Annotated in this window: 18 protein-coding genes; 6 read left to right on the top strand and 12 right to left on the bottom strand. The window is 70.3% G+C overall.

Annotated features, from left to right (window positions below; all coding sequences use genetic code 11):
- Nucleotides 1–71 precede the first annotated feature (71 nt).
- Genes HCT63_RS19760 through HCT63_RS19740 form a run of 5 tightly spaced genes read left to right on the top strand, consistent with a single transcriptional unit; the run spans nt 72 to nt 4210 of the window.
- A complete protein-coding gene (locus HCT63_RS19760; RefSeq protein ID WP_167008960.1) occupies nt 72–380 on the top strand; it encodes a hypothetical protein in 309 nt (102 codons plus the stop codon).
- The gene (locus HCT63_RS19755) at nt 377–1708 is read left to right on the top strand and encodes a putative T7SS-secreted protein (RefSeq protein ID WP_167008957.1); all 1332 of its coding nucleotides are present in this window, start codon (nt 377–379) and stop codon (nt 1706–1708) included. The genes HCT63_RS19760 and HCT63_RS19755 overlap by 4 nt, the downstream gene beginning before the upstream one ends.
- Nucleotides 1705–3024, top strand: coding sequence for a hypothetical protein (locus HCT63_RS19750; RefSeq protein ID WP_167008955.1), 1320 nt, complete (start codon nt 1705–1707; stop codon nt 3022–3024). The genes HCT63_RS19755 and HCT63_RS19750 overlap by 4 nt, the downstream gene beginning before the upstream one ends.
- Nucleotides 3021–3584: a hypothetical protein gene (locus HCT63_RS19745; protein WP_167008952.1), complete on the top strand. Its 564-nt coding sequence runs from the start codon at nt 3021–3023 to the stop codon at nt 3582–3584. Before HCT63_RS19750 ends, HCT63_RS19745 begins: the two co-directional genes overlap by 4 nt.
- Complete coding sequence (locus tag HCT63_RS19740) at nt 3581–4210, top strand: hypothetical protein (RefSeq protein WP_167008949.1); 630 nt, start codon at nt 3581–3583, stop codon at nt 4208–4210. Before HCT63_RS19745 ends, HCT63_RS19740 begins: the two co-directional genes overlap by 4 nt.
- Nucleotides 4211–4231: 21 nt before the next feature.
- On the opposite strand, the gene aspS is transcribed toward HCT63_RS19740, so the two are convergent.
- Genes aspS through HCT63_RS19725 form a run of 3 tightly spaced genes read right to left on the bottom strand, consistent with a single transcriptional unit; the run spans nt 4232 to nt 8074 of the window.
- Complete coding sequence (gene aspS, locus HCT63_RS19735) at nt 4232–6010, bottom strand: aspartate--tRNA ligase (RefSeq protein ID WP_167008946.1); 1779 nt, start codon at nt 6008–6010, stop codon at nt 4232–4234.
- Nucleotides 6007–7362: a histidine--tRNA ligase gene (hisS, locus tag HCT63_RS19730; RefSeq protein ID WP_167008944.1), complete on the bottom strand. Its 1356-nt coding sequence runs from the start codon at nt 7360–7362 to the stop codon at nt 6007–6009. The genes aspS and hisS overlap by 4 nt, the downstream gene beginning before the upstream one ends.
- Before the next feature lies 1 nt (nt 7363).
- Nucleotides 7364–8074 carry an MBL fold metallo-hydrolase gene (locus HCT63_RS19725; RefSeq protein ID WP_167008941.1) on the bottom strand — a complete coding sequence of 237 codons (711 nt, stop codon included), beginning with the start codon at nt 8072–8074 and terminating at the stop codon, nt 7364–7366.
- Between the two features lie 155 nt (nt 8075–8229).
- Here HCT63_RS19725 and HCT63_RS19720 point away from each other — a divergent pair, with 155 nt between their 5' ends.
- Nucleotides 8230–9474, top strand: a complete 1245-nt coding sequence (locus HCT63_RS19720; protein WP_243843137.1) for a DUF349 domain-containing protein — start codon at nt 8230–8232, stop codon at nt 9472–9474.
- Nucleotides 9475–9527: 53 nt separating this feature from the next.
- On the opposite strand, the gene HCT63_RS19715 is transcribed toward HCT63_RS19720, so the two are convergent.
- The 9 genes from HCT63_RS19715 to HCT63_RS19675 form a co-directional block, all read right to left on the bottom strand.
- Nucleotides 9528–11765 (bottom strand): bifunctional (p)ppGpp synthetase/guanosine-3',5'-bis(diphosphate) 3'-pyrophosphohydrolase, encoded by a 2238-nt coding sequence (locus tag HCT63_RS19715; RefSeq protein ID WP_243843136.1) that lies wholly within the window; start codon nt 11763–11765, stop codon nt 9528–9530.
- 280 nt (nt 11766–12045) lie between these two features.
- Nucleotides 12046–12585, bottom strand: coding sequence for an adenine phosphoribosyltransferase (locus HCT63_RS19710; protein WP_167008935.1), 540 nt, complete (start codon nt 12583–12585; stop codon nt 12046–12048).
- Nucleotides 12585–12914, bottom strand: a complete 330-nt coding sequence (yajC, locus tag HCT63_RS19705; protein ID WP_167008932.1) for a preprotein translocase subunit YajC — start codon at nt 12912–12914, stop codon at nt 12585–12587. The genes HCT63_RS19710 and yajC overlap by 1 nt, the downstream gene beginning before the upstream one ends.
- A 62-nt stretch (nt 12915–12976) precedes the next feature.
- Nucleotides 12977–14059, bottom strand: a complete 1083-nt coding sequence (ruvB, locus tag HCT63_RS19700; protein WP_167008929.1) for a Holliday junction branch migration DNA helicase RuvB — start codon at nt 14057–14059, stop codon at nt 12977–12979.
- Between the two features lie 17 nt (nt 14060–14076).
- Nucleotides 14077–14700 (bottom strand): Holliday junction branch migration protein RuvA, encoded by a 624-nt coding sequence (gene ruvA / locus HCT63_RS19695; protein ID WP_167008926.1) that lies wholly within the window; start codon nt 14698–14700, stop codon nt 14077–14079.
- Entirely contained in the window at nt 14697–15311 is a 615-nt protein-coding gene (ruvC, locus tag HCT63_RS19690; protein ID WP_208322549.1) for a crossover junction endodeoxyribonuclease RuvC, read from the bottom strand. Before ruvC ends, ruvA begins: the two co-directional genes overlap by 4 nt.
- A 153-nt stretch (nt 15312–15464) precedes the next feature.
- The gene (locus HCT63_RS19685) at nt 15465–15647 is read right to left on the bottom strand and encodes a CsbD family protein (protein ID WP_347877951.1); all 183 of its coding nucleotides are present in this window, start codon (nt 15645–15647) and stop codon (nt 15465–15467) included.
- Nucleotides 15648–15707: 60 nt separating this feature from the next.
- Complete coding sequence (locus HCT63_RS19680) at nt 15708–16133, bottom strand: hypothetical protein (RefSeq protein ID WP_167008923.1); 426 nt, start codon at nt 16131–16133, stop codon at nt 15708–15710.
- Nucleotides 16134–16192: 59 nt separating this feature from the next.
- Nucleotides 16193–16576 carry a hypothetical protein gene (locus HCT63_RS19675; protein WP_167008920.1) on the bottom strand — a complete coding sequence of 128 codons (384 nt, stop codon included), beginning with the start codon at nt 16574–16576 and terminating at the stop codon, nt 16193–16195.
- Between the last annotated feature and the right edge of the window lie 17 nt (nt 16577–16593).

Genomic DNA, 16593 nt, shown 5'->3' with positions numbered 1-16593 from the left:
CACACGACGATAACGATCCGTACGCGCCCTGCACCCGCCGTGGCCCTCTGGGCCCCTAACATGTGGGTCCCATGAACGATCTCCAAGTGGCCACCCAGGAGCTGCGCGACCTCGGCACCCGCCTGACGACACTGTGCGACCGGTTGAAGTCCGCCGACGGCAGAGCCTCGTACGGCAAGGAGCACCTCGCGCACGAGGATGTCGTCGACGCCATGGACAAGTTCCGTAAGAACTGGGACGACAACCGTGACCACCTGGCCGACAAGCTCTTGAAGCTGGGCGAGCTCGCCACGGAGACCGCCAACGGGTTCGAGGAGGCCGACGAGAAGCTCGCCGCCGAGCTGGTGAAAGCGATCAAGGAAGCGAAGAAGGAGCCGTGACCAAACGCAGCGGAGACTGGGACCTCGTCGGGCACGCGTCCGACCCGATCGAAGCATCAGAGTCGGAGGTACGGACGGTCGCCGACGCGATGCGCTCCCGCGCCGACGAGGCCGACGAGATCAAGCGCATCCTGAAGGCCGTCTCCGACCTCGACGGCTGGCGCGGCAAGGCCGCCGAGGCATTCGCCGACAAGGCGGACGACGTCCTCGAGGACCTCGGCAAGGTCGTCCAGCGCTACGAGGCCGTCGCGACGGCGCTTGACAGCTGGAAGACCAACGTCGAGACCGGGCGCAACGACACCTGGAGCGCCCTCAAGAAGGCCGAGGCCGCCCAGAAGACCGTCGACGAGAACAAGCCGTTCGAGGGTGAGGGCGAGGCGCCGACCGGGCAGGACAAGACCGACGAGACCCGCGAGGGCGCCGAGGGCGACCTGGGCCGCGCGGTGTCGCAGATGCGCGAGGCGATGGAGGTGCTCAACCGCGCCGCCCGCGACCGCAAGAACGACATCGAGGACGCCGCCGAGATCTGGGACGACGGCTGGTGGGGCGACTTCAAGGGCTCCGTCCGCGACATGGCCGACGTCATCCATCGCGTCGTGGAAGTGCTGAAGATCATCGCGCTCGTCCTTGGCGCCCTGATCCTCGTGCTGGTGTTCACGATCGGCGCACCCTTCGCGCTCGTCGTCGCCGCTATCGTCCTCAGCGTCGCGATCCTGGCCGGCACGCTGCTTCTGTACGCAGCCGACACCGGGCACTACAGCGGTGCCGACGTCGGATGGGCCCTCGTGGATGTCGCTCTGTCGCTCGTGGGCGGCAAGGCTGCGTCCGCTGCGCTGCGCGGGATCAAGAGCCTCGCGCCACAGGTCGCCTCGCGCCTGAGCCAGACCACCAAGGCCGCTGCACTGAACAGGCTCATCAGTGGCAAGGTGACGCAGTTCAACAACGCCCTGAAGATCAGCAACCCGAGCAACAACCTCGCGCGCTGGACGCAGAAGCTGACCGGCGCCGCGGCGCAGGAGGGCCAACGTGCCGCCGACGACCTGATCGGGCTCATCAACACCGCCCCGACGAAGCTGCCGGCCACGGTCGCCGAGAGTCTGCGCAACGGTGGCCGCGAGCTGGCCGGGCTGAACCAGCAGCTCGCCGCACTGCGCCGCGCCACCGACGACGCCGCCCATGCCCTGCAGCTCGACAAGGTCGCGCGCAACATCAAGATCGAGCAGATCGTGTTCACCACCGACTTCGCCAACAAGGTCCGTGACGCCGTCGGGTCGGTCCCGAAGCTCCCTGAGACGTTCGACACGATCAGCGGCAAAGATCCTCAATGACTGAGACCCACCAGGTGAGCTGGGCGACGGGACGGGGCTTGTCGATCCCCGCTGCGCGCCACGTCCGCCTCGTCGCCGACGGCGGTGAGCTGTGGCTCCACGACTCGGACGCCGAGCCACGGCTCCTGGGGACGGCCGCCTCCCTCACCCGCGCACATCCGCGCACCCACAGCGAGCTGCGGTCGCTACGGCGGTGGCCCGCCGACCCTGCCGACGAGAGCCTGCTCCGACAGGTGCCCGCGTCTGGGGTGGTGCGCCGGATCGAGGCCGAGCGGGACCGTCAGGAGGCTCTCGCCCCCAGCGGCGCGCTGGTCCTGTCCGGCCCGGACGGACCGGTGATCACCGTGCCGCTCCTCGACGTCGTGCCGCCGGGAGCCCCTGCGAGCGACGCTCTGCGGGCCTCCGGTGCAGCGGCACTGGTCCGCGCGCTGGGGCTGACTCTGCAGGAGGGCCCCCCGCTCGACCGGACGCAGCGGGCCGCGGAGAGCCGGGTTCTGCTGCGGCCGCAACGTCGGCAGCTGAGGCTCGCCCGGCTCGTCTGGACGATGGCCGTGGTGTCCGTCGTCATCGTCCTGGTCGCCTTGCAGGCCGGCGTGGACTGGCCCGCGTGGCCGCACGCCGTGGCCTGCCTGCTCGCGGTCGCCGCCACCGCCGGCCTCGTACGAAGCCGCCTGGCATTCCGACGTCTCACCCGCACCCCGCTCGAGGCAGCCGGACGGTCGGTGTACGACGTGCCTGGCGGCGTTGCCGGGACGCAGGTGCAGTTCGGGCGTGACGACGTCGTGATCGTCCGCCCGTACGAGGCTCAGGAGATCTGGCTCCGTGGACCGGCCACGGGCGGGGTGGCGCTGGTCGAGCTCGGAGCCGCACAGGTGCACCTGCGAGATGCCGAGGGCGCGCTGTTGGCAGGATTCGACACCGCTGAGCTGGTGCCCGCCACCGCCGATGCGGACCGGTTGCGCGCCTGCTGCGAGACGGCCGGCATCGAGGTCACGGCTGGGAGGCTTGACGCCGAGGTCGGCACCGGTGCGACGACTCCGTTGCGACCGATCGATGGCCGGGCAGGGTGGGAGCTGACCGAACGAGAGTCCGGAGCACTGGGCCTCAGCGTCCCGATCGTCTGTGGTCTGGCCGCAGTCCTCGGGTTGGTCGCACCGCTCGGTCCAGGGGCGAAGGTCGACGCCTTCGGCTGGCTCCTCGTCGCCGCGGGCGTCGCCTGTGTCCTGGCGGTGCTGTGGGGCGCGGTCAGCCAGCGAAGGTGGCGCCGCAGCGTCGGACGCGATCATGGACAGTACGAGCAGGAGCGTGCACGTTGAGTGACATCGAGGCCACGGGACACGTCGACTGGGTTCCGATCCCGCTCGACGCCGACGCCGACAGCCTGGACGTTCGGTGGCGCGAACGCTTCGGCGACGCCCGCGAGGTCGTCGACTCGATCGCGTTCATGCTCGGCGTTCGGGCCAGCCTGCTGCGCGCCAACGCCGACGCGGACGCGAGCCAGGTGCTCAACCTGGCCGGCTGGGTGATGACCACCGAGCCCGACGATCTGTCGCGGCTGTCGGCATACGCGGTCCTGCGGGCGTTCCCCGCGAGCCCCGCCCTGGACGCCGCGCACCTCGTGGCCCAGATCGTCGGCGACGAACCGGTGTTCTCCGGACCCGAGATCACCGAGATGGAGACCAAGTCCGGTACCGCGGTGAACGTCGTGTTCCGGCCGTTCGTGGGCGACGAGGTGCACGAGCACCTGATGGTGCTGTGGTCGCGGCCGGACCAGGGGATCTGCTACCAGCTGGCGGCCTACCAGTCCGACCTGCTCACCTCCTACCGGGTGCAGCCCTCGTTCGAGGAGCTCGCCGCGGGGATCGAGGGACTGTGAACACACGCGAACGCACCGTCGTGGTGGCACCGGGCTGGCGGGTGATCCTGCCAGCGGGCTGGATCTCGCTGCCGACTGACCCTGAGCAGGCGCCGCGGGCGATCACGGGGCTGGTCGACGCCGCACTCGAGGGCAAGCCCCGCGACGAGCTCATCACCACGCGCATCGAGATCGAGCGGACGTTGCGCGAGCAGTGCGACCAGGCTCACCGCCAGGGTGCCCGCTACCTGCACTCGCTGTTCGAGCCCATCGCCGGTGCCCTGGTCAGCGCCAGCCTGGTCGCCACCGAGTTCGTCGTCGAGGACACCGACTCGCTCGCCAACACGCTGCTGATGGACTTTCGGGAGGGCGACGCCGCGGTCGACGTCGGGTTCGTCGACGTCGGCGAGCACGGCGCGCTGCGCCGGGTGCGTGAGGAGGTCGCGACCGATCTGTTCCCCGACCAGCCGCAACCGGTCAACACCCTCAGCGTCGACTTCGTCGTGCGCCTGGACGCCACCCACTTCGGCCTGCTCACCTTCGCGACGACGACGATGCCGCTGCGCGACGAGCTGGTGCTCCTGTTCGACGCCATCGCCGCGACGCTGCACCCCGTCCCTGCCGCGGCGACCCCCACTGCCAGCTGAGCGAGCCGCCGCGACACCGCCCTACTCGGCCGGCGCCGACTTCGGCTCCGGCGGCGGCGCGTCGACGCCCGCCTCCTTGCGCTGCGCTGCCGTGATCGGCGCAGGCGCACCGGTCAGCGGGTCAGCGCCCGAGGCCGTCTTCGGGAAGGCGATGACGTCGCGGATCGTGTCGGCGCCGGTCAGCAACGCCACCACACGGTCGATACCGAGGGCGATGCCGCCATGCGGGGGCGGACCGAACTGGAACGCCTCGAGCAGGAAGCCGAACTGCCCCTGCGCCTGCTCCGGGGTCAGCCCGAGCACCTCGAAGACCCGCTCTTGCATCTCCGAGCGGTGGATACGGATCGAGCCGCCACCGAGCTCGTTGCCGTTGAGCGTGATGTCGTACGCCTGGCTCAGCGCGGTGCCCGGGTCCTTGTCGAACGTGTCGGCGTACTCGGGCGCGGGAGCCGTGAACGGGTGGTGGATCGACGTCCAGGCCTCGTGCGAGTCGTCACCGACGTACTCGAACATCGGCGCGTCGTTGACCCACAAGAACTCCCACCGGTCGTGGTCGATCAGGCCGCAGCGCTCGCCGATCTCCACGCGGACCGCCGCGAGCAGCGCCTTGGCGGTGTTGTACTGGTCGGCCGCAAAGAAAATGCAGTCACCGGGCTTCGCGCCCGCGTGCGCCACGAGGCCCTCGCGCTCGGACTCGGACAGGTTCTTGGCGACCGGCCCGCCGAGGGTTCCGTCCTCGTTCACGAGCACGTACGCCAGCCCCTTCGCGCCGCGTGCCTTCGCGAACTCCTGCCACGCGTCGAGCGTGCGGCGCGGCTGGTCGGCGCCGCCGGGCATCACGACCGCGCCCACGTGCCAGTGGCGACCCTTCGGCGCGAACACGCGGAAGGGCGTGTCCGTGAAGTAGTCGGTGAAGTCCACAAGCTCGCAGCCGAACCGCATGTCGGGACGGTCGATGCCGAAGCGCGCGACGGCCTCGGCGAACGACATCCGCGGGATCGGCAGCGTGATCTCGTACCCGAGGATCTCGCGCCAGAGGCGCGCGAGGATCTCTTCGGTGAGAGCGTAGACGTCCTCCTCCTCGAGGAAGCTCATCTCGATGTCGAGCTGGGTGAACTCGGGCTGACGGTCGGCCCGGCTGTCCTCGTCGCGGAAGCATCGCGCGATCTGGTAGTAGCGCTCCATCCCCGCGACCATGAGCAGCTGCTTGAACAGCTGCGGCGACTGCGGCAGCGCGTACCAGGTGCCGGGACGCGTCCGGGCCGGTACGAGGAAGTCGCGCGCGCCCTCAGGCGTCGACGCCGTGAGGTTCGGGGTCTCGAACTCCAGGAAGTCGTGCTCGGCCATCACCTCGCGGATGATCCGGGTGACGGCGGCGCGAGTCCGCAGGTTCTTGGCCATCTCGGCCCGGCGCAGGTCGAGGTAGCGGTACTTGAGGCGGACCTCCTCGCCCACCGGGCTCGCGTGGAACTCCTCGACCGGGAACGGCAGCGGCGCCGACTCGCTGAGGACCTCCACGGTGTCGGCGATCACCTCGATCTCACCGGTCGGAAGGTTGGGGTTGTCGTTGCCCTCGGGACGCAGCTCGACGGTGCCGACGACCTTGAGGCAGAACTCGCTGCGCAGCGGGCGCGCAACCTCTTCGTCGCGGATCACGACCTGGGCGACGCCGGACGCGTCGCGCAGGTCGATGAAGGCCACTCCCCCGTGGTCGCGGCGTCGCGCCACCCAGCCGGCCAGCGTGACGCGGGTCCCGGCGTCGGTGGCGCGCAGGCTCCCTGCGTCGTGGGTGCGGATCACGATGTTGCTCCTCGGGTGTCGAGTGGGGTGATGACGGCAGGGCGGAGATCGTCCGCGGGCGGGGTCCAGGTGTCGCCGTCGGCATCGGCCTGGTCGCCGCTGCGGATGTCCTTCACCTGGTCGGCTCCGTCGCCGGCCGCGGGGAACCAGACGTACGGGATGCCGCGGCGCTCGGCGTACCGGATCTGCTTGCCGAACTTCTGCGGCGAGGCAGCGACCTCGGTGGGGATGCCCCGGGCGCGCAGTCGTCCGGCGATCGCGTTGCTCGCCGGACGCGACTCCTCGTCGACAAGAGCCACGAGGACGGCCGACGGGACGGCGCGTGAGGTCGTGAGGTGGCCGCGCGAGACCAGCGGGACCAGCAGTCGGGTCACTCCGAGCGAGATGCCGACGCCCGGGTAGACGTTGCGGCCGTCGTCGGCGAGCTTCTCGTACCGACCGCCGGAGCAGATCGAGCCGAGGTGCTCGAAGCCCTCCAGCTCGGTCTCGAAGACGGTGCCCGTGTAGTAGTCGAGCCCGCGCGCGATCCGCAGGTCGGCGGTCACCGAGACGCCCTCCAGCCTCACCTGGGCGAGCGCGTCCACGAGCTGGGTCAGCTCGTCGATGCCCTCGTCGAGCAGGGGGTCGCTCACGCCGAGCGCCCGGACCTGGCCGGCGAAGGACGAGTCGCGGCTACGGATGGCGGCGAGCGCGAGGCACTTCGACGACTGCGCGGGGTCGAGCCCCTCCTTGGCGAGCAGCTCGCGGATCGTGTCCTCGGGCAGCTTGTCGAGCTTGTCCATGACCCGCATGACGGCAGCGGTGTCTTCGACGCCGAGGCCACGGTAGAAGCCTTCGAGAAGCTTGCGGTTGTTGACCTGGATGCGCAGCGGCGGCACCGGCAGACCCGAGAGCGCCTCGGCCATCACCGTCGCGATCTCGACGTCGAAGTGGAACGGCAGCTCGTCCTTGGCGACCACATCGATGTCGGCCTGCACGAACTCGCGGAAGCGGCCCTCCTGCGGACGCTCGCCCCGCCACACCTTCTGGATCTGATAGCGCCGGAACGGGAACTCGAGCTTGCCGGCGTTCTCGAGGACGTACCGCGCGAACGGCACGGTCAGGTCGTAGTGGAGGCCGATCCCGGCGTCGCCCTCGGAGTCGGCCGCCTGGAGGCGTCGCAGGACGTAGACCTCCTTGTCGATCTCGCCCTTGCGCAGGAGCTGGTCCATCGTCTCGACCGCGCGGGTCTCGACCGACGCGAACCCGTGCAGCTCGAAGGTGCGCCGCAGGTGGTCGAGCACGTGCTGCTCGGCGAAGCGGTCGGCGGGGAGGAACTCCGGGAACCCGGACAGTGGTGTCGGACGTGCCACGTCAGGCGTCCTCTCCACCGCTGGGCGCGTACTGCGCGACGAAGGGGTTGGTCGCGCGCTCGCGCCCGACCGACGACTGGCCGCCGTGTCCGGGGAGCACTGTGACGTCGTCCGGGAGCCCCATGAACGACCGCAGGCTCGCGGCCATCTCGTCCATGTCTCCACCGACGAGATCCGTACGGCCGATCGAGCCGGCGAACAGGAAGTCGCCGGTGAACGCGACCTGGGAGACAGGCTCGTCGCCCGTGTAGTCGACGCGGTAGACGACAGTGCCCGGCGTGTGACCCGGCACGTGGTCGACCGTGAACCGCAGGCCCGCGGCCTCGATCACTGTGCCGTCGGTGGCGTCACGGACGTCGGCGGGCGCGTGGAACTCGGGGACGTCCTCCAGCCCGAACTGGGCGCGCAGCATCGACGCCGACTCGTTCGAGATCGCCGCCATCGGGTCGGCGAGGAGGTGACGGTCGGCGGGATGGATCCACACCGGCACGTCGTACTCCGCGGCGACGTCGGCCGCCTGCCACATGTGGTCGAAGTGGCCATGGGTCACGAAGACGGCGACTGGGGTGAGGTTCTGCTCGGTGACGACGTTGCGGATGCCCGTGAGCGAGTCCATGCCGGGATCGACGATCACGCACTCGGCACCGGGTCCGCGCCCCACGAAGTAGCAGTTGGCCGCCAGCGGGCCAGCGGGAAAAGCGGCGATCAGCACACGGGACAGCGTACGCGAGCGGCCGCAGCGCCTGCGAATCGCTGGGGGTCGACGACCAGGACGCACGGGCGCATAGGCGACCATCGTCCGGACTTCGACGCCTTCGGCCCGATGTGCTCCTAGACTGTGCCCGACACAAGCGACAAGGTGGAGACGTGAGCGAGATTCCCTCGAACCCTGCTGAGGCCTGGGGCCGCATCGACGACCAGGGGACGGTCTATGTCCGCACGCGCGAAGGCGAGCGGGTCGTCGGCCAATGGCCTGACGGTGATCCAGCCGAGGCCATGGCGCTCTTCACCCGCCGGTACGAGGGGCTGGCCGTCGAGGTCGAGCTCCTCGAGAAGCGCATCGCCTCCGACAGCCTCTCCCCCGACGACGCCCGGCGCGCCGTCGCGCAGGTGCGCGAAGCCGTCGACAACGCGGCGGCCGTCGGGGACCTAGAGGCGCTGAGCGACCGGCTCGACGCCCTTGCCCCGGTGATCGAGGCCCAGCGCGAGCGCCGCAAGGCCCAGCGTGCCGAGCGCGCTGCCGAGGCGGCCGTCCAGAAGGAGGAGATCGCACGGACCGCTGAGCAGATCGCCACCTCCGACGACTGGCGTCACGGCGCCGACCGGCTGCGCGAGATGCTCGAGCAGTGGAAGTCGCTCCCCCGCCTCGACAAGGCGGTCGACGACGAGCTGTGGCACCGGTTCTCCACGGCCCGTACGGCGTACACGCGCCGCCGCAAGGCGCACTTCGCCGAGCAGAACGAGAAGCGCGGTCAGGCCCAGAAGATCAAGGAGAAGCTGGTCGTCGAGGCTGAGGCGCTCGCCGAGTCGACCGAGTGGGGGCCGACCGCCGGCAAGTTCCGCGACCTGATGGCGCAGTGGAAGGCCGCCGGTCCTGCGCCGCGCGGCATCGACGACCGCCTGTGGAAGAAGTTCCGCGGCGCCCAGGACACGTTCTTCGGGGGAAGGGACGCCGCCAATGCGGCGCTCGACGCCGAGTACGCCTCCAACGCCGAGGTGAAGCAGCAGATCCTCGTCGAGGCCGAGGCGCTCCTCCCCATCACCGATCTCGACGCCGCCCGGACCGCGTGGCGCGGCATCACCGAGCGGTGGGAGGCGGCCGGCAAGGTTCCGCGGGCCCAGATCAAGGAGCTCGAGGGTCGGCTTCGTGCCGTCGAGAAGGCCATCTCCAACGCCGCCGACGACGAGTGGCGACGCTCCAACCCCGAGACCAAGGCCCGCGTCGACGACACCGTGAGCAAGCTCGAGAAGGCGGTCGCCGACCTCGAGGCCCAGGTGGACGCCGCGAAGGCGGCCGGCAACGACCGCAAGCTCAAGGAGCTGCAGGAGTCGCTGGAGGCCCGCCAGGCCTGGCTCGACCAGGCCCGGAAGTCTGCCGAAGACCTGACCTGACGCACGGCCGCGCCGAGCCTTTCGGTGGTCGAGAAGCGCCGAAAGGCTCGGCGCTACTGGTTGACGCGGTAGACGTCGAAGACGCCTTCGACCGTACGGACGGCCTTCAGCACGTGACCGAGGTGCGCGGGGTCGCCCATCTCGAACGTGAAGGTCGACTTCGCGACGCGGTCGCGCCCCGTCGACAGCGACGCCGACAAGATGTTGACGTGCTGGTCGGACAGCACACGGGTGAGGTCCGACAGCAGCCGCGCCCGATCGAGCGCCTCGACCTGGATCGCGACGAGGAACATGCTCGACGCGCTCGGAGCCCACTCGACGTCGACGAGGCGCTCCTCCTCCTTGAGCAGGCTCGTGGCGTTCGTGCAGGTACGCCGGTGCACCGAGACTCCCTGTGCGCGCGTGACGAAGCCGATGATCTCGTCGCCCGGCACCGGCGTGCAGCAGCGCGCCAGCTTGATGGCCACCGAGCCGTCCATGCCCTTCACGATGACGCCGGCATCACCGCGGCGTACCCGGCGACGCCGCGACGACTCGTCGGGGACGATGACGGCCTCAGCGAGGTCCTCGCTCGCCCCCTCCTCGCCGCCGAGCAGCGCGAGCACCCGCTCCACGACGTTCTGAGGGCCGACCCGCCCCTCGCCCACCGCCGCGTACAGGGACGACACGTCAGCAAGGTGCAGGTCCTTCGCCACCGTCGCGAGCGTCTCGTGCTTGAGGAGTCGCTGCAGCGGCAGGCCCTCCTTGCGCATCTGGCGGGTCAGCGCGTCCTTGCCCCGCTCGATCGCCTCGTCCCGGCGCTCCTTGGTGAACCACTGCTTGATCTTGTTGCGGGCGCGTGGACTCTTGACGAACTCGAGCCAGTCGCGGCTCGGCCCCGCGCCGGGAGCCTTCGAGGTGAAGACCTCGACCGCGTCGCCGTTCTCGAGCTTGGACTCCAACGACACGAGACGGCCGTTGACGCGTGCGCCGATCGTGGTGTGCCCGACCTCGGTGTGGACCGCGTACGCGAAGTCGATCGGCGTCGACCCCGCCGGCAGCCCGATGACGTCGCCGCGCGGCGTATAGACGTACACCTGGTCGGACAGGTCGAAGCGGAGGCTCTCGAGGAAGTCCTGGGACTCCTCGTTCTCCTGCTGCCACTCCAGCAGCTGCCGGATCCAGGAGAGGTCGTCCGTGCCCGAACCACCGGAGTCGGCAGCACCCTTGCCGCCGTCCTCCTTGTACTTCCAGTGGGCGGCGACACCGTACTCGGCGCGGCGGTGCATCTGCTGCGTCCGGATCTGGAGCTCGACCGCCTTGCCCTGCGGGCCCACGACCGTCGTGTGCAGCGACTGGTACATGTTGAACTTCGGGATCGCGATGTAGTCCTTGAACCGCCCGGGCACAGGGTTCCAGCGGGCGTGGACCACACCGAGGACGCCGTAGCACTCCGCGACCGACTCGACGAGCACGCGGATGCCGACCAGGTCGTAGATGTCGGCGAAGTCGCGGCCTCGCACGATCATCTTCTGGTAGATCGAGTAGTAGTGCTTCGGGCGGCCGGTGACTTTCGCCTTGATCTTGGCGTTCTTGAGGTCCTCGGTCACCTGGGTGATCACCTGGGACATGAAGTCCTCGCGAGACGGCGCCCGATCGGCGACCAGTCGCACGATCTCGTCGTACACCTTGGGGTGGAGCGTCGCGAACGAGAGGTCCTCGAGCTCCCACTTGATGGTGTTCATGCCGAGCCTGTGGGCCAGCGGCGCGTAGATCTCGATCGTCTCGCGAGCCTTGCGCTCCTGCTTGTCCTGGCGGAGATAGCGCAGCGTCCGCATGTTATGGAGGCGGTCGGCGAGCTTGATGATGAGAACCCGGATGTCGCGGCTCATCGCCACGATCATCTTGCGGATCGTCTCAGCCTCGGCGTTCTCGCCGTACCGGACCTTGTCGAGCTTGGTCACCCCGTCGACCAGACGCGCGACCTCCGCGCCGAAGTCCTTGGTGAGCTGGTCGAGCGTGTAGGGGGTGTCCTCGACGGTGTCGTGCAGCAGCGCCGCCACGATCGTCGGCGGCGTCATGCCGAGCTCGGCCAGGATCGTCGAGACCGCCAGCGGATGCGTGATGTAGGGGTCGCCGCTCTTGCGCTTCTGGCCGCGGTGCATCTTGGCCGCGATCTTGTAGGCGCGGACGATGACCGTCGCGTCGGCCTTGGGATGGTTGGTGCGGACGATGCGCAGAAGCGGGTCGAGAACGACAGGGTTGTCCGCCGACGAGCGGCCGCTGCCGAGCCTGGCCAGGCGGGATCGCACCCTCGCCGGAGTCGGGACGGACTCCTTGCGAGGCTCTGACTCGGTCCGCGCTCGATCGGCCACAGGCACCTCCGCCTCCATCGTAGGCCGCCATCCTAGGGGGCAACGGCCAGGACCGTGCGGCGGTCCCGCAGGAGCGGTGGACTATCCGAGCAGCATCGCGAAGACGGTCGCGCCGCCTGCGAGGACGAGGGCGACAACGACGACGACGGCGACCAGCTTGGTGCTCTCAGGGCTCACGCGCAGCATCGTACCGGGCACCGCCCGGGCGCCCGACCGGTCAGTACGTCCGCAGCGCCCCGAAGCGGTCGTGTGACAAGCGCGCACGGCCGCCCAGAGCACCGATCTCGAGGACGACGATGTTGGCGACGACCTTGGCGCCGGCCCGCGAGATCAGCTCGTCGACCGCCGCCATCGTGCCGCCGGTGGCGAGGACGTCGTCGACGACGACGACGCGGTCGCCCGGCGCGAGCGCGTCCTGGTGGATCTCGACGGTCGCCGAGCCGTACTCGAGGTCGTACTCGACCCCGTACGTCGCAGCCGGCAGCTTGCCGGCCTTGCGGGCCGGGACGAACCCGGCGCCGAGCGCGAGGGCGACAGGGGTCCCGAAGATGAACCCGCGCGCCTCGATGCCGACGACCTTGTCGATGTCGCCGGCGGCGATCTCGCGGCCGGCGGCGGCCAGACCCTCGACAGTAAGCCGCAGCCCCTCTGGGTCGGCGAGCAGCGGGGTCACGTCACGAAAGACGACCCCCGCGTCAGGCCAGTCCGCGATGTCACGGACGAGAGTGTCGAGCGCCTCGGTGAGGCTCGACGGCATCAGGCGGTGCCGTTCTCGTCCTGGGGACGCTCGGCCGGCTCGGCGGTCTCGTCGACCGCGGGCGTCGCGGAGTCGTCGATGATCTTCGCGACCACGTTGCGGTGGACCTCGATCTCGACACCCGGCGCGACCGACAGCGTCATCGAGTCGTCACCGAGCCCCACGACGGTGCCGAAGATGCCGCTCGTGATCATCACGCGCGACCCGATCTGCACCTTCTGCTGCATGTCGACGAACTCGCGGCGCCGCTTGCTCTGCGGCCGCATGATGAAGAAGTAGAAGACGAGGACGAGCAAGATGATCGGCAGCAGGGCTGCAACGTCGTTCACGGTGGCTCCAGGCGTGATGGTCGGGGGCTATGTCGTGCGTAGGAAAGTCTAGCGGTCGCCCCTCAGTCCAACGGCAGCGTGGGATCGGTCGCCGGCCTCGGCGCCCGCAGCCCGAGGTGCTCCCATGCGGCGGGCGTCGCGACCCGGCCCCGCGGCGTCCGTGCCAAGAACCCCTGTCGTACGAGGAACGGCTCGGCCACCTCCTCGACCGTCTCGCGCTCCTCCCCCACGGCGACGGCCAACGTCGACACCCCTACCGGCCCGCCCGCGAAGCTGCGGCAGAGCGCGTCCAGGACGGCGCGGTCGAGGCGGTCGAGCCCGAGCCGGTCGACCTCGTACAGGTCGAGGGCACGATGGGCGATGTCGAGGTCGACGACACCGCTCCCCCGCACCTCTGCGTAGTCGCGCACGCGGCGCAGGAGACGGTTGGCGATACGCGGGGTCCCACGGGAGCGCGAGGCGATCTCGAGGCCGCCCTTGGGGGTGGTCTGCACACCGAGGAGCGCGGCGGAGCGCTCGACGATGCGGTGGAGCTCGCTCGCCTCGTAATACTCCAGCTGCGCGGTGAACCCGAACCGGTCACGCAGCGGCCCGGGCAGGAGCCCCGCGCGCGTCGTCGCACCGACGAGGGTGAACTGCGGGATCTGCAGCGGGATCGCTGTCGCCCCTGGGCCCTTGCCGATGATGACGTCGACCCGGAAGTCCTCCATCGCCATGTAGAGCAGCTCCTCGGCGGGCCGCGACATGCGGTGGATCTCGTCGACGAAGAGGACGTCGCCCTCGTTGATGCCCGAGAGAATCGCTGCGAGGTCGCCGGCGTGCTGGATCGCCGGGCCACTGGTGAGCCGCAGCGACGTGCCGAGCTCGGCCGCGATGATCATCGCCAGCGTCGTCTTGCCGAGCCCCGGTGGACCGGAGAGAAGGACGTGGTCGGGGGTGCGCCCGCGGCCGCGGGCCGCGGTCAGGACGAGCGTGAGCTGCTCGCGGACACGCTCCTGGCCGATCAGCTCCTCGAGCGAGCGCGGCCGCAGCGCCGCCTCGTACGCCTGCTCCTCCGAGACGACCTCGGGGCGTACGAGCCGTGCTTCGAGCTCAGCCTGCTCGGCGGCGTCGAGGTGTCGGGCGTCGAGATCATGGTCGTCCATGGGTGCGGGCTCCTCCCTCATGCCTTCGAGAGCGTACGCAGGGCTGCGCGCAGCAGGACGGACACGTCGACCGTCCCGGCGTTCTCGACCTGCTCGGCGGCGACGGCCACGACAGCAGCGACGGCGTTATCGGCCTCGCGGGCGCTCCATCCCAGGCCGACGAGCGCACCGTGGACCTGGGGACGCCAGTCGGCCTCGCCCGGAGCGGCGGCCGCTGCGGCGGGAGCCGCCACCGTGCGTACGGCGCCGATGCGGTCCTTGAGCTCCAGCACGATCCGCTGCGCTCCCTTGGTCCCGATGCCAGGCACCTTCGTGAGCGACTTGAAGTCCTCCTCGGCGATCGCCCGTCGCAGCCCCTCGGGGCCGAGCACGGCGATGATCGCCTGGGCGACCTTCGGGCCGACACCGCTCGCGGTCTGGGCGAGCTCGAACGTGTCGCGCTCGTCGTCGTCCCCGAACCCGTACAGCGTCATCGAGTCCTCGCGCACCACCAGGCTCGTCGCCACCTGCGCCTGCTCGCCGTGCCGCAAGCCGGCGAGGGTGCCGGGCGTGCACTGGACGAGCATGCCGATGCCGCCGACGTCGAGCACGGCGGAGTCGAGGGCGGTGGCGGCGACCGTGCCGCGGACGAAGGCGATCATCGGGCCTTCCTTCTGTGGGGAGCGGGGGCAGCAGGGGGGCTGCTGGGGATCCGTGAACGGATGGGCTCGGCGGCGGTACGGGTCGGGCCGCTCGGCTTCCGGGCGGCGGCGAGCGCGGCATCGAGCCGGTTGACCGAGGTGCCACGCCATACGTGGCAGATGGCGAGCGCGAGTGCATCCGCGGCGTCAGCGGGCCTCGGCGCCACCTCCAGGCCGAGGATCCGCGTGACCATGGCGGTGACCTGGGCCTTGTCAGCGCGGCCGCTGCCGGTGACGGCGGCCTTCACCTCGCTCGGCGTGTGGAGCGCGACGGGGAGACCGCGGCGCGCGGCGGCGACCATCGCGACCCCGCTGGCCTGCGCGGTGCCCATGACCGTGGAGACGTTGTTCTGGCTGAAGACGCGCTCGACGGCGACGACGTCGGGCTCGTACGTCTCGATCGCCTCCGACAGCGCGCGCTCGATCGCGAGCAGGCGCAACGCGACGTCGTCGCCCGCGGGAGTCCGGATCACGTCCACGGCGATCGCCCGCAGCGGTCGTCCGACGCGTCCTTCGACGACGCCGACGCCGCACCGCGTCAGGCCGGGGTCGACGCCCAGGACGCGGATCATGGCCGTCACGCGCGGCCTCCCGGCGCACACCACAGCGAACACATGTTCGACACCCTAGCGGCGACCGGCCCAGCGGGTGAGCCGACGCGCCGAGGACGCCGACGACCCCTCCGCCGGGGCGGAGGGGTCGTCGGTACGGCGGTGGCGGAGCAACTACTTCTTGAAGGCGTCCTTGACCTTCTCGCCGGCCTGCTTCAGATCAGACTTCGACTGGTCGCCCTTGCCCTCGGCCTCCTGCGCCTCGTCACCGCGCGCCTTGCCGGCGGTCTCCTTGGCCTTGCCCTTGAGGTCCTCGCCCTTGTTGCTGAGCTTGTCGTCGAGACCCATCGCAGTCATCTCCTCAAGATCGGTTCTCCGTTACAGAGGAGGGGTACCCAGCCGGCGCCGCACTACACGTCAGCCGTCGCCACCGCCACCGCCGTCGCCGCCGCCGAATCCACCGCCGCCGCCGATGCCGCGGTCGGAGTGTCCCGCCCCCTGCCCTGGCGCACCCCAGCCTCCCCTGGTGCCCGGGCTGCGTCGGGGACGGTACGGCGCGTGCGACGGGTCGTCTACCGTGCTCGCACCCCACGGCAGGGCGTACAGCGCCTTCGCGATCTCCTTGATCCGGCGCTCCGTGTCGCGGCGCCCCGGCGCGGGCTCCACGTGCATCACGACGCCGTTGCAAGTCACAACGATCGGGCGCCATCCGAGCTCGGCCACCGCTGGTGGTCCGGCCGCCGCGCCGGCGAACTCCGGCATCCACGGCACAGGATCACCGAAGTCAGTGCGCCGCCGACGTGCGATCCGCCAGAACGTGCCTCCCGCTCGCAAGATGTCCATGGGTCATCCTGGCTCCGGGACGGTGCGAGTGGAAGAGATCGGGAGAATGCGTCAACCGATCACGGGGGTCCGAACCCGATGAAGGTGTAGCCCGGGCCGCGCCCAGGTTCGCCCCACGCGCTGGTCGTGCCGAGGCTGAGACGCGGGCCGTACGGCACGTGCGACGGATCGTCCGCCGTGCTGGCGGCCCACGGCAGGGCGTACAGGGCCTCGGCGATCTCCTTGATCCGGCGCTCCGTGTCGCGGCGGCCCGGCGCGGGCTCCACGTGCATCACGACGCCGTTGCAGGTCACGACGATCGGGCGGCGCCCCAGCTCGGACGAGGTGGGTGGCTCGGCCACGCCGCCGGCGAACTCCGGCATCCACGGCACAGGGTCATCGACGTTGGCGCGCCGCCGCCGGGCGATCCGCCAGAACGTCCCTCCCGTCCGCAGGATGTCCATGCCTCATCGTGACACCG

It is taken from the genome of Mumia sp. ZJ430 (assembly GCF_011751845.1).
In the GTDB taxonomy this organism is placed as follows: Bacteria; Actinomycetota; Actinomycetes; order Propionibacteriales; family Nocardioidaceae; genus Mumia.
This window is presented reverse-complemented; position numbering and strand designations above follow the sequence as displayed.

What these genes read in the sequence shown, in the direction of transcription:
- HCT63_RS19680 (WP_167008923.1), bottom strand. Translation starts at nt 16,133, where the DNA reads ATGGACATCTTGCGAGCGGGAGGCACGTTCTGGCGGATCGCACGTCGG.
- HCT63_RS19710 (WP_167008935.1), bottom strand. Translation starts at nt 12,585, where the DNA reads ATGCCGTCGAGCCTCACCGAGGCGCTCGACACTCTCGTCCGTGACATC.
- HCT63_RS19675 (WP_167008920.1), bottom strand. Translation starts at nt 16,576, where the DNA reads ATGGACATCCTGCGGACGGGAGGGACGTTCTGGCGGATCGCCCGGCGG.
- ruvA (WP_167008926.1), bottom strand. Translation starts at nt 14,700, where the DNA reads ATGATCGCCTTCGTCCGCGGCACGGTCGCCGCCACCGCCCTCGACTCC.
- HCT63_RS19760 (WP_167008960.1), top strand. Translation starts at nt 72, where the DNA reads ATGAACGATCTCCAAGTGGCCACCCAGGAGCTGCGCGACCTCGGCACC.
- HCT63_RS19750 (WP_167008955.1), top strand. Translation starts at nt 1,705, where the DNA reads ATGACTGAGACCCACCAGGTGAGCTGGGCGACGGGACGGGGCTTGTCG.
- ruvB (WP_167008929.1), bottom strand. Translation starts at nt 14,059, where the DNA reads ATGGACGACCATGATCTCGACGCCCGACACCTCGACGCCGCCGAGCAG.
- ruvC (WP_208322549.1), bottom strand. Translation starts at nt 15,311, where the DNA reads ATGATCCGCGTCCTGGGCGTCGACCCCGGCCTGACGCGGTGCGGCGTC.
- HCT63_RS19685 (WP_347877951.1), bottom strand. Translation starts at nt 15,647, where the DNA reads ATGACTGCGATGGGTCTCGACGACAAGCTCAGCAACAAGGGCGAGGAC.